Source organism: Tenacibaculum aquaeponti (genome assembly GCF_052084715.1).
Classification (GTDB): Bacteria; Bacteroidota; Bacteroidia; order Flavobacteriales; family Flavobacteriaceae; genus Polaribacter.
This window is the reverse complement of the sequence record NZ_CP197288.1, coordinates 446,057-459,228: the sequence shown is the minus strand read 5'-3', so window position 1 is coordinate 459,228 and position 13,172 is coordinate 446,057. Positions and strand designations below refer to the sequence as shown.

Sequence of the window (13,172 nt, the reverse complement as noted above, 5' to 3'; positions counted from 1 at the left end):
TCGTTAAATTTAAGTATGAAAAATGTTCTACACCTTATAGTTTTGTTTATAGTGTTGAGTTGTAATACTCAAGTTAAAAGTAATGCTCAAAAGAATGAGAATTTTGTAATTAACAAGCAAACAAGTATTACTTTATTTGAAGGGACTTTAGAACGTTTAGAACATTTTTCTTCTAAATTTATTAAAGAAAGACCTGTAGATATTTGGTTACCAAAAGATTATTCTAATAAAAAAAAGTATAATGTTTTGTACATGCACGATGGTCAAATGCTTTTTGATAGTACTCAAACTTGGAATAAACAAGAATGGAAAGTTGATGAATGGTCATCAAAACTAGTTAAAGAAGAAAAAATTAAAGACTTTATTGTTGTTGGAATACATAATATTCCAAAGATTAGATGGCAAGATTTATTTCCTCAAAAAGCTTATAATTTTATAGATGAAGAATCTAAAAAACTATTAAAAAGTATCTCCGGATCAAGTGATTTTACTTTAAATGGTGATAATTATTTGAATTTCATAGTAAAAGAACTAAAACCTTTTATTGATAGTAATTATTCCGTTTATACAGATAAAGATCATACGTTTGTTATGGGTTCAAGTATGGGTGGATTAATGTCTATGTATGCAGTCAGTGAATATCCAAAAGTATTTGGAGGAGCAGCTTGTTTGTCTACACATTGGGTAGGCGCAATGCCAATGGATGAAAATCCTTTTCCAGATGCAATATTTAAATATATGACTCAGAATTTACCAAATTCTGGAACACATAAAATTTACTTCGATTACGGAAATAAAACTTTAGATCGGCATTATCCTCAGTATGCTCCTAAAGTAGACGAAATTTTAAAGCAAAAAGGATATACAGTTAATGCTAAGAATTTATTTTTTGAAGGAACAGATCATTCAGAAATATCTTGGGCTAAACGATTAGATATTCCTCTTTTATTTTTATTAAAGAAATAATGAAAAAACTTTTCTTCATTTTATTTTGTATACAAACGTTTGTATACGCGCAAAATAGTAACAGAATTTTTAAAGAAGCTTTTGTACAGAATGGTGATATTTTAACTGTTAAAGTTAATGATGGCACCTACAAAATTCGTTTTTATTCTAATCAAATAATAGAAACTAATTTTATTCCAAAAGAAGAAACTTTTTCTTCAGCATCTCATGCTGTAATCAAACAACCTGATAATGTAGATATCTATTTAAATGATTCTGGTGAAAAAGTTATTTTTAAAACCAAAACAACTACTGTAGAAATTATTAAATCTCCTTTTCAGATAAAATATTACTACAACGGAAACTTAATAACTTCAGAAAAAAAAGGTTTTCATAAAAAAGAAAATAATGATGCTATAGAATTGAATTTAACTTCAGAAGAAGTTTTATATGGAACAGGTGCTAGAGCATTAGGAATGAATAGAAGAGGAAATAAGTTACAATTATACAACAGAGCTCATTATGGTTATGAAACTCGATCAGAGCTAATGAATTTTACCATGCCAGTGGTAGTTTCTTCAAAGAAATATATGATTCACTTTGATAACGCTCCAATTGGATATTTAGATTTAGATAGTGAAAAGAATAATTCGTTGACTTATGAAACAATTTCTGGTAGAAAAACATATCAGGTTATTGTTGGTGATACTTGGTATGAACTATTAGACAATTATACAGATTTAACTGGGAAACAACCAATGATTCCACGTTGGAGTTTAGGAAATTTTTCTAGTAGATTTGGATATCATTCAGAAAAAGAAACTAGAAATACAATACAAGCTTTTAAAAATGAGAAGATTCCAGTAGATGCTGTTATTTTAGATTTATATTGGTTCGGAAAAGATATAAAAGGTACTATGGGAAATTTAGAAGTCTTTAAAGATTCTTTTCCTAATATGAAGAAAATGGTCAGTGATTTCAAGAAAGAAGGTGTAAAAACTGTTTTAATTACTGAACCGTTTATTTTAACTACATCTAAAAAATGGGATCAAGCTAAATCTAAAGGAATTTTAGGTAAAGATGAAGCTGGAAATCCTTTTACCTACGATTTCTATTTTGGAAATACAGGTTTAATTGATATTTATAATCCTGAAGGGAACAAATGGTTTTGGAATATTTATAAAGGCTTAAAAGATATGGGAGTTGAAGGTTTCTGGGGAGATTTAGGAGAACCAGAAGTTCATCCTTCTAAATTGCTACACGCTACAGGAACTGCAGATGAAGTTCATAATATTTACGGTCACGATTGGGCAAAATTAATTTATGATGGTTATAAAACAAACTATCCTAATGAACGTCCGTTTATTTTAATGCGAGCAGGATATTCTGGCTCACAACGATTTGGATTAATTCCTTGGTCTGGTGATGTTAATAGAACTTGGGGTGGTTTACAAAGTCAACCAGAAATTGCTTTACAAATGGGAATGCAAGGATTATCTTATATGCATTCTGATTTAGGCGGATTTGCAGGTGCTAATTTAGATGATGAATTATATGTACGTTGGTTACAATATGGTGTCTTTCAACCTATTTTCAGACCTCATGCACAAGAAGAAGTTCCTAGTGAACCTATTTTTAGAGCAGATAAAGCTAAGGCACTCGCTAAAAAAGCAATTGAATTACGTTATCAATTATTACCCTATAATTATAACTTAGTTTTTGAAAACAATCAGAAAGGAAAACCGTTAATGCGTCCTTTGTTTTTTGAAGATAATACTATATCACTTTTTACAAATTCAACTTCATATTTATGGGGTAATGATTTTTTAATTAGTCCGATTTTAAAAGCTAAACAAACCGAGCAAAAAGTATACTTTCCTAAAAATCATTATTGGTTTAATTTTTATTCTGATGAGCTTGAAGAAGGAGGAAAGTCAAAGGATGTTAAAACTACAGAAGAAAACATTCCAACCTATGTAAAGGCAGGGAGTTTTATTCCTTTAACGAGTATTGTACAAACAACTAAAGATTATTCTTTACATACATTTGATTTACATTATTATCATCATGTTTCAGTAAAAAAATCAAATAGAGAATTGTACAATGATGATGGAGTTACTGCAAATGCTTTTGAAAAAAAACAGTATGAAATTTTAAAGTTTTCATCAAAAGCTAAAGAGAAATCAATTTCAATCCAATTAAAAGCACAAATTGGAGAAAATTTCAAGAAAAGTAAAAAAGAAATCAATTTAATAGTTCATAATATTAAATCAAAACCTAAAAAGGTAAAAACAAACAACAAGAAGGTCGAGTTTACTTGGGATTCTACTAAAAACCAATTAGTAATTCCTGTACAATGGCACACTTCAAAATCAAATAAAATCACTATAAAATTATAGTAATGAAGAAACTATATTTAATAATATTTTTTGCTTTAATCATTGTTAGTTGCAAAGAGCAAAATAAAGCAGAAGAAAAACCAGTAGCTGAAAAAAAAGAAACTCCTTTTGTTTGGAACGGAGCGAATTTATACTTTTTACTTACAGATCGTTTTAATAATGGTGATACTTCTAACGATATCAACTTCGATCGTTCTAAGAAAACGGCAAAACTTCGTGGATTTAAAGGCGGAGATTTAAAAGGAATTACTCAAAAAATCTCTGAAGGTTATTTCGATAAATTAGGAATAAATGCGATTTGGATGACTCCTGTTGTAGAACAAATTCATGGAGGAACTGATGAAGGAACTGGAATTACTTATGGTTTTCATGGGTATTGGACTAAAGATTGGACTAAAATTGATCCTAATTATGGAACTGATAAGGATTTAAAAGAATTAGTAGAAACAGCACATAAGCATGGCATTAGAATTTTACTTGATGCTGTAATTAATCATACTGGTCCAGTAACAGATAAAGATCCTGTTTGGCCAGACGAATGGGTTCGTACAGATCCACAGTGTAAATATGATAATTATGAAAATACAATCACTTGTACTTTAGTAAAAAACTTACCAGATATTAAAACCGAAAGTAACGAAGAAGTTGCCTTACCACCGCAATTAGTTGAAAAGTGGAAGAAAGAAGGGCGTTACGAACAAGAAGTAAAAGAATTAGATGAATTCTTTACAAGAACAGAGTATCCAAGAGCGCCTCGTTTTCATATCATGAAATGGTTAACTGATTATATCACAGAATATGGAATTGACGGCTATAGAGTTGATACCGTTAAGCATACAGAAGAAAATGTTTGGCAAGAATTTAGAAAAGAGTGTGATTATACATTTGCGGAATGGAAAAAGAATAATCCATCTAAAGTGTTAGATGACAATGGATTTTATTTAGTTGGAGAGGTGTATAATTACAGTATTTCAAACGGAAAACAATTCAATTTTGGAGATAAAGAAGTGAATTATTTCGATAATGCATTTAATAGTTTAATCAATTTTGAATTTAAATGGAATGCTAAACAACTATCTTTTAAAGACTTTAATGAAAAATATAATCAAGTTTTAAGCAACGATTTAAAAGGATATGGAGTGTTGAATTACATGAGTTCTCATGATGATGGAATGCCTTATGATCCTGCTCGAGAAAAAACTTTTGAAACAGCAAATCGATTATTATTAGGTTTAGGTACATCTCAAGTATATTATGGAGATGAATCTGCTAGATCTTTAATTATCGAAGGAACTGAAGGTGACGCTACTTTACGTTCATTTATGAATTGGGATGCCATTCAAAATGATCAAAAAACACAAGAAGTTTTAGCACATTGGCAAAAATTAGGTCAGTTCAGAAAAAATCATCCAGCTGTTGGAGCAGGAACTCATTCTGTGATAACTGAGTCACCATATGTTTTCTCTAGAAATTATAGTAAAGATACATTTACAGACAAAGTTGTAATTGGAGTTGATTTAAACCAAGGCGAAAAAATAATTGATGTAACATCAGTTTTCGAAAATGGAGACAAGTTAAAAGATGCTTATTCTGGTCAGAAAGTAATAGTTAACGAAGGAAAAGTAACACTAAACTCACCATTAAAAACAATTTTATTAGAAAAGATTTAACCATGAAAAAAATACTAAGTATACTATCTATAGGACTATTACTTCTTTCTTGTAAACAAGAAGTTAAAAAAGAAGAAAAGCTAGCAAATAATGAAGAAAAAATAATTACTGAAAAGTTAAAACCAATTTCTAAAGAAGTTTTAGAAACTGCGGTGATTTATGAAGCCAATATTCGTCAATATTCACCAGAAGGTAGTTTCGATGCTTTTACAAAAGATATTCCTGAGTTAAAGAAGTTAGGAGTGAAAATTATTTGGTTAATGCCAGTATTTCCAATTTCTGAAACGAAACGAAAAGCTACAGGAGGAAAGGATAGTAAATTTGCTTCTGAGTTTCCCGAAGCTGAAAGAAAAAAATACTTAGGAAGTTATTATGCTGTGTCTGATTTCAAAAAAATTAATCCAGAGTTCGGAACTATTGAAGACTTTAGAAAATTAGTAAAAACTGCTCATGATAACGGTATTTATGTGATTTTAGATTGGGTTCCTAATCACACAGGTTGGGATCATACTTGGTTAACAACTAATCCTGATTTTTACACAAAAAATGACAAAGGAGAAGTTGTTCATCCTGAAGGAACTGACTGGACAGATGTTGCCGATTTAAACTATGAAAATCCGGATTTACGCAAACAAATGATTGCAGATATGAGCCACTGGATTGTTAACGAAAATGTTGATGGTTTCCGTTGTGATGTAGCTGGACAGGTTCCTACTGCTTTTTGGCAAGAAGCTATTCCACAATTAAGAGCTAAAAAAGACATTTTTATGTTAGCAGAAGCCTGGGAGCCAGAATTATTAAAAGATGGATTATTTGATATGGGGTACGGTTGGGATCGTCATCATGCAATGAACCATGTTGCTAAAGGTGAGAAAAAAGTAGATGATTGGTATGCTACTTTTGATAAAGATGTAGAGCGTTATGCAGCTGACGATATTATTATGAATTTTGTTACAAATCACGATGAAAACTCTTGGAATGGAACTATTAAAGAAAGAATGGGAGAAGGAGCTAGTGCATTTACTGTATTAAATTATGTAACACCAGGAATGCCTTTAATTTATTCAGGGCAAGAATATGGTTTAAGTCATAGATTAAAGTTTTTCGAAAAAGATTCTATTCCAAAAACTAAAGGTACAGAGTGGACTTTATTAGAACAATTAGCTAACTTAAAGAAAACTAATAAAGCGATGCATGGAGGAAAAGAAAAAGCAAATTATACTAAAATAGATCTTAAAAATGATCATGTGTTAGCTTTTTCAAGAGCAAAAGAAGGAGATAAATTAACATTTGTTGCTAACTTATCTAAAGAAAGTCAGAAAGTTACTTTAACTTCAGAAGCAACTCAAAAAGATTACTTTACGAACAAAGAATTTAAAGGAACTACAGAGGTCGAATTACAACCTTGGCAATATTTAGTTTTAGAAAAGACGAAATAAACTAAAAATCAACTGTACTTTGAAAGGATCATGAAAATTTCATGATCCTTTTTTGTGTTATAATATCAAGTTTTCAATTTTTAAATTTCTAGTATAACAACTGAGTTATTTCCTTTTTTTCCTGAACTAAAAAAGGGAAAACCCCTTATAAGATATTTTTTTACTGATACTAGTTTTGCTTCATGATCAAACAATAGCTATTACATAACGATCTAACTAAAATGAATAAAACACAAAATTTAAAGAATGAAAGTATTTTATAACTACATAGTAATTGCATTAAGTATTTTAATTATTGGATGTCAGAATAATGATGAAATTGTCGAAAATAATACAGATTTAAAATCTAAAACAAATTTTTCTACAAAGGAATTTCCAAATGAAATTATAAACATAAATCACAAATACGATTATTATGGGAAAAAATTCCAAATAACATATGTATTCAATAATGAAACTCAAGAATTAATAGATGCTTATGGAGATGATGCTATTGCCAAAGAAATTTTTGGAAAAGATAAAGAAGGGCCTCAAGGAACTTTAGTTTTAAATGTGAAAGAAGAAGGAAATTATAAAGAAATTACTATGAAAATCTTCGATACAGTGAATGAAATAGATGAATACACAAAGGAAGAACAAGTTACAGAACCAACAAAAGAACCTATTAAGGGAAAATTAGCTTCGAGAAATAATTGCTTTGATATTGATTTACCTGGAAATGATGAAATCCGATTTTTCGAAGATATTAACTACGCATGGGAATTAACAGATATTAGAGGTTTAAATAAAAGGACTTATGGTAAGCAATATTTAGGGCATAATAATGACAGAATTAGTTCTTTTTATATGAGATCTAATGAATTTCAACAAGTTAGTTTTTATGAACATAGCTGTTACACAGGAAAAAGATTAACATTTAATAAATACCATACATCTCAGTTTTATGGGGAAAGTAATTTAAGGCATCACACTTTATCTGGAACATGGTTTTGGAGAGTATCTTGGAATGATAAAATTTCTTCATTCTGGATGCCATAAATAGAGATTAGTTAAGATTGATTAAAGAGAGACGTTTTTGTCTCTCTTTTTATTTTTAATTCTGTAAAATATAGTTTTAACGTAATGTTATCAGGTAATTATAATCTTTTTTCGTAATTTTATAAGAAAGCATTTATTATGAAAAGAGTATTATATTTTTTGTTTGTGATAGTTTTAATAACTAGTTGTGCTTCTACCAAAGAAAATTACACTGCTGTTCAGTTGAAAAAGTTTAATGAAATAGTAGAAGGAAAACCGTTTCGTATTGATTCTAGAAAAGCTTTTCCAAGAATAACCGCCGCTTTAAATTCTTTACCTGCTAATGTACTTTTACCAAACGGAAATACTATAAATATGATAGATATCACTGGTCATGGAAGTGTTTTTAAATTTAATAAAGATTCTATAACTAAAGGTAATTTACCTTACTATGGTGAACGTCAATTCGCTGGAAATTATAACAGTACAAATATTGGAATTGAATTTGATGCTAAAATAACAAACTATAAAACTTCTAAGACTAAAAGAGATAATCATCAAATTAAATTTACAATTCGAGATAAAAACTCAAATACAGAAAGTTATGATGTAACTTTAGTGATTTATAAGAACTTGAAAACTAAAATGGATATTAATTCAACTCACAGGTTTCCAATTCAATATTCTGGTGTAATTACGGAATAATTAGAACTTATAAATCTTTGGTAAAAGACCAAACTAAAATTCTTGTTATTTTATTTCCATGTTGCATTGGAATAATTTTATGTTTTGCTTTTAATTTTGATAGTTGTTTTTCTAGTTTAGTTAAATTTTCTTTCTTAGCTATTAAACTCGTAAAAAATCCTACTTGATTTTTAAATAAAATACTTTGTTTAATCATTCTTTTTAAGAACAAAGCTTCACCACCATTACACCATAGTTCGTTTGCTTGACCACCAAAATTAAGCTCAAATTCTTTTTTATTTAAATTGTTAAGTTTACGTTGTGTTCCCTTTTTTGCTTCATTTTCTGAACTATGAAAAGGAGGATTGCAAACCGAGAAATCGAAATAATCATCAGTTTTTATGATGCCTTCAAAGATGTTTGCATTATTAGTTTGATAAATTAAACTTACATTTTTCTTTAATTGGGGGGTAAAATCAATATTTTTTTGAGCAATTTTAATACTTTCAGCATTAATGTCACATCCTACCATTTTCCAATTATAAACTTGACTTGCTAAAATACAGTAAATTGCATTTGCACCAACGCCAATGTCTAAGCCTCTAACTTCCTTATTTTTATGAAGAATATCAGCTATATGATGAATATAATCAACTCTACTAGGAATTGGTGGACATAAATATCCTTCGGGTAATTCCCAGTTTAATACATTATAATTCGCGATTAAAATCGCCTTATTTAAAGCTACCACAGCTTTTGGATTTCCAAAATCTATGGTAGTTGTATGATATTCGTTTTTAAAAGTAAAAGATTTTAAATCAGGATTTACATCTGATAATTTTTCAAAATCGTAAGCTGAATCTTTATGTAAATTTCTTGAATGCATAAGATTGTCAAAATTATCAAAAAAACGTTAGAGAACAATTATCAATAAGCAATGAATAATATATTATTAACTGATCATTAACTATTAACAATCATCTCTACGAACTCTTAATTCACCACGTTCATGAACTATAATAAATGGAATTTCTTCTAATGTACAACGAGGTTCTATGACAAACTTTATAACTCCTGTTACAGTGAAGTTTTCTCTTGGTGTTTTTATTTTATAATTCTTATTGTAAATTGTATTTTCTTTAACCCAATTTACATAACCATTTACAAATGGATGAGAATCGAAAACTTCTTTAGATAATGGACTTTCAGTAATCCCTTTTTCTATAGCGATATGTTTATTATCACTAATTTCTACTCTAAATTTTCCTTTAAAATCTCCTTTAGATTTAGGGGATACAAAAAATGCTCCTTGAATCAATTTTATGTCTATTTCAAAACTATGTTTATCCTTATCAATTTGAAAAGTTTTCATAGTTAATTCATACAGATTGATATTTTTTGAAAAATCGTAAACAAAACTGTCATAAGGACTAATATAATTGTTCGTTTTTACTGTTTCAGCAATTGTATTATCTTGTTTTTTTTCTACTTTATTTTCTTTTTTACAAGAAATTGTAAAAAGTAAAGTAAAACCTAAGATTATATATTTAACCATTTTTTTATTGATTTAATAATTAGTAATTTATGAGAAAATATCGCGAAATTTTATTTCATTTTTATATCTCAAAGTTAGAGTATGCTTTTCCAAAAAGTGTCAAAAGAGTGTAAAAGAAGTGTCAAAAGCTATAAATTTTGGTAAAATTATATGTTATTTGTTGTAATGATTTGTAAAAAACTTTTTTCAAGCTTAATACGAACAATTGTCTTGCTATTTTTAATTAGTTTGATTTCGTGTAATTCATCTTCAGAATCTTATTTTTCAGAAATAGTAAAAGTGTCATTAAGACAAGTTGGTCACGAATTACTTATTGCAAATAAAGATTTAACATCTCCTGTTTTACCTGTGAAAAAAATTGATGATACAACTTATGAATTAGCATTTCCCAATACTATAGAAATCGAACCCAGTAAGCTGGTAAAACTTATTGAAACGAATTTTAAAAAGGCAAAATTACCAGAAGCTTACATTGTACAAGTATTTCAGTGTATTGATAACGAAGTTGCTTATAGTTATTTAATGCAACAAGAAATACAAGAAGGTATTATTCCTTGTGCCAATAGAATTTTAGCTAAAAGTTGTTATACGATTAGAATAAACTTTACAGGAGACTTAACAACAAGCTCATCTAATTATAAAAGTCTTTATTTCATAGTAGTTTTATTAATTGTAGTAACTATTATTCTCTTACTACTATTTAAAAAGAAACAACAAAAAAATAAAAATATAGTAGTTGAACAAGAAGTGAAATTAACTATAGGTAATTATTCTTTTTTACCAGATAGGAATATTCTTATTAGAAACTCTAGTGAATTGAACTTATCTAAAAAAGAATGTGATTTACTTTTAATTCTTGTAGAAAATTTGAATCAAACTGTAAAAAGAGAAGAACTAACTAAGAAAGTTTGGGAAGATAATGGAGTAGTTGTTAGTAGAAGTTTAGATACTTATATCTCTAAATTACGCAAGAAATTAGCTGAAGACGAAACCATAAAAATTACCAATGTTCACGGAGTTGGATATAAGCTAATTGTAAAATAAAAAAGACTCAATATTGTAATCGAGTCTTTTTAAATGATTTTTGAAATTAGATTAAATCCCTAAAACCTAACAGAAATAGTTCCTGTTAAGAAAAAAGGAGTTCCAGGTGTAAAATGAATTTCTTCAACAGAATTTACTTCATTTTGCAAACGAGATTCTGTTGCAAATTGAGTTTCATTCCATTCTGTATTAAAAAGGTTTTTCACTTGTATACCAAATGTGATGTTTTTATACTCATAACCAACATTTAAATCTGTTACGGTGTAACCTTCTGCAGCAATAGAATTATCTTCATTTGCTGGTCTATCTTTAATATATCTTAGTTGCGCGCTTCCAAAAAATCCTGATTTACTTTTATAGCTTAATCCACTTGTTAATGTAAAATCTGGAGCTAAAGGAATAAAATCTTGTCCTTTTAATTCTTCTGAAGCTCTTGCGTGTGTATAATTTGCATCAAAATTGAAATAAAGTTGATCAATTGGTTCATATCTTAAACTAAAATCAATTCCTTGACGGTTAGTTTTTCCGCTAGGTTCTACAATTCCTGCATCTCCAACATACACAAACTCTTGTTCTAAGAATAAATACCAATATGCTGTGTTAATTAAAACTTTAGGAATAGGTTTCCAGATAATTCCAGCATCAAATCCATAAGAAGCAGGTAAAATTGTATTTCCATTTTGAGCAACAACTACTCGAGTATCGTTTGAATGAAAACCTTTACCTGTTTTTAAATAGAACTGAGTATTGTCATTATGATTGTAGAAAATGTTTAATTTCGGACTCACAATGCTAGCTGTTTCAGACTGTGTTTCGTAATTCGTTTGTAAATTGTCATTATACTGGAAATTGAAATAATCTAAGCGTAAAGCTGGATTTATAGTAAACTTTCCGAAGTTAAAATTAGCACTTACATAACTTCCAAGGTTTGTTTCATTGATATCACCAAACTGAATTCGATTTAAAGTTTGTTTACGATTTACTGTATTTGCTAATTCATTACCAAAACTTCGATCATTTCGCAAGCTAATTCCGGCAGAAAAACTTCCGTCAAATGAAGTAAAATTTTGTTTGTAATCACTTGTTGCACCGAAAATTCTTCGAGTTTCTTTTTGTTTAATTTGATCACCATTAACAGGATCATCTAAGAAAAAAGTGAAATTAGAAAACAACTCAAAATCATAACGATTATAAAAAACTTTGTTTTTAATAGAAGCATTTTCAGAAATTATCTTGTTGTAAGTAAGTAAAGCGTTAGTTCTGCTTGTAGAACCTCCTTCAGTATCGTCAATAGCACCAAAACGAGTTATTAATCCACTATCTACAGCACGTTGAGGAATTTGCCCAGAAGCATCCCATTTACTTGTAAAATGAGAAACAGTTAATCCAACTTTATCATTGTCAGTTACATTTAAACTGTATTTTCCAAAAATATTTAGTCTATTGAAATTTTGAGAACTCTCGAAATATCCATCTGTCAAAATATATTCTGAAGCAACATAAGCACTCTGTTTGTTGTTATTCACAATATTAAACATTCCTAATAAACGTTTTGTGTTAAATTGCCCCACATCTAGCTTTAATAAATTATTGCTTAATCTCTCTTTGGTTTTAAAGTTTACATATCCTGCCGTATTAAAATTTCCCTTATCTGCATAATACGCACCTTTACCGAAATCTATTTTATCAACGGTTTCTGGAATTACAAAGTGTAAATCTGCATATCCTTGTCCGTGTGCATGAGATACCATATTTACAGGAAGCCCATCTGCTGTTATTGTAATATCAGTTCCATGGTCGATGTCAAATCCACGAAGAAAAATTTGTTCAGCTTTTCCTCCACCTGCATGCTGACCAATAAATAAACCAGGAACTTTTTGTAGAATTTCTTGTGACGAATTTACTGGTGAAACTTGTATGTCTACATCTGCAATTACATTTAAAGCATTTAATTTTTTAGCAATGGTAATTTCTTCAAGAGAGACTAAGTTTTCTTCTAAAATTATTGTAATTGACTTTAAATCTTTTATAATGACTTGTTTCTTTTTGTAGTTGATATGACTCACAATTAATGTGTCTCCAACTTTTACATGATGTAAAACAAAAGTACCTCTATGATTACTATGCGTATGATGTTCATCATCTGAATTAAAAATATGGGCTTCTACTATTGGGATATCATTTTGCGATACTATTTTTCCTTTTAGAATTTGCGCGAAAGAATGTTGCAAGAATAATAAGCAACATACAGTTATTAGGTATTTCATTTTTATACTTAATGGTAGATTTTATTAATCATTTTTGAGCATGTAAAACTAAAAATTAGATATCCTAATTAACTTATTTTAATAAAGTTTAACGTGTAATTAACAGGTAAAAATCAAGGTAGAGTTTATAAGCTTTTATTCAGTAAATTAAG

10 protein-coding genes are annotated in these 13,172 nt (G+C 28.8%); 7 read left to right on the top strand and 3 right to left on the bottom strand.

Annotated elements, in window-relative coordinates:
* Positions 1-15 precede the first annotated feature (15 nt).
* The 6 genes from ACSIGC_RS02160 (at position 16) to ACSIGC_RS02135 (ending at position 8,175) form a co-directional block, all read left to right on the top strand.
* On the top strand, positions 16-966 hold the full coding sequence (locus ACSIGC_RS02160; protein WP_442266538.1) for an alpha/beta hydrolase: 951 nt from the start codon (positions 16-18) through the stop codon (positions 964-966).
* Entirely contained in the window at positions 966-3,344 is a 2,379-nt protein-coding gene (locus tag ACSIGC_RS02155) for a TIM-barrel domain-containing protein (RefSeq protein WP_442266537.1), read from the top strand. Before ACSIGC_RS02160 ends, ACSIGC_RS02155 begins: the two co-directional genes overlap by 1 nt.
* Before the next feature lie 2 nt (positions 3,345-3,346).
* Positions 3,347-5,014: an alpha-amylase family glycosyl hydrolase gene (locus tag ACSIGC_RS02150; protein ID WP_442266536.1), complete on the top strand. Its 1,668-nt coding sequence runs from the start codon at positions 3,347-3,349 to the stop codon at positions 5,012-5,014.
* A gap of 2 nt (positions 5,015-5,016) precedes the next feature.
* The gene (locus ACSIGC_RS02145; protein ID WP_442266535.1) at positions 5,017-6,453 is read left to right on the top strand and encodes an alpha-amylase family glycosyl hydrolase; all 1,437 of its coding nucleotides are present in this window, start codon (positions 5,017-5,019) and stop codon (positions 6,451-6,453) included.
* Positions 6,454-6,699: 246 nt separating this feature from the next.
* Positions 6,700-7,491 (top strand): hypothetical protein, encoded by a 792-nt coding sequence (locus ACSIGC_RS02140; RefSeq protein WP_442266534.1) that lies wholly within the window; start codon positions 6,700-6,702, stop codon positions 7,489-7,491.
* Between the two features lie 138 nt (positions 7,492-7,629).
* Positions 7,630-8,175: a DUF4251 domain-containing protein gene (locus ACSIGC_RS02135; RefSeq protein ID WP_442266533.1), complete on the top strand. Its 546-nt coding sequence runs from the start codon at positions 7,630-7,632 to the stop codon at positions 8,173-8,175.
* A 7-nt stretch (positions 8,176-8,182) separates the two neighbouring features.
* Here the strand turns inward: ACSIGC_RS02135 and rlmF are convergent, their stop codons facing one another.
* On the bottom strand, positions 8,183-9,040 hold the full coding sequence (gene rlmF / locus ACSIGC_RS02130) for a 23S rRNA (adenine(1618)-N(6))-methyltransferase RlmF (protein ID WP_442266532.1): 858 nt from the start codon (positions 9,038-9,040) through the stop codon (positions 8,183-8,185).
* A gap of 84 nt (positions 9,041-9,124) precedes the next feature.
* The gene (locus ACSIGC_RS02125) at positions 9,125-9,709 is read right to left on the bottom strand and encodes a hypothetical protein (protein ID WP_442266531.1); all 585 of its coding nucleotides are present in this window, start codon (positions 9,707-9,709) and stop codon (positions 9,125-9,127) included.
* Between the two features lie 279 nt (positions 9,710-9,988).
* On the opposite strand from ACSIGC_RS02125, the gene ACSIGC_RS02120 reads away from it, so the two are divergent.
* Positions 9,989-10,753: a winged helix-turn-helix domain-containing protein gene (locus tag ACSIGC_RS02120; protein ID WP_442266530.1), complete on the top strand. Its 765-nt coding sequence runs from the start codon at positions 9,989-9,991 to the stop codon at positions 10,751-10,753.
* Between the two features lie 59 nt (positions 10,754-10,812).
* Here ACSIGC_RS02120 and ACSIGC_RS02115 read toward each other — a convergent pair whose 3' ends face one another.
* On the bottom strand, positions 10,813-13,020 hold the full coding sequence (locus ACSIGC_RS02115) for a TonB-dependent receptor (RefSeq protein ID WP_442266529.1): 2,208 nt from the start codon (positions 13,018-13,020) through the stop codon (positions 10,813-10,815).
* Between the last annotated feature and the right edge of the window lie 152 nt (positions 13,021-13,172).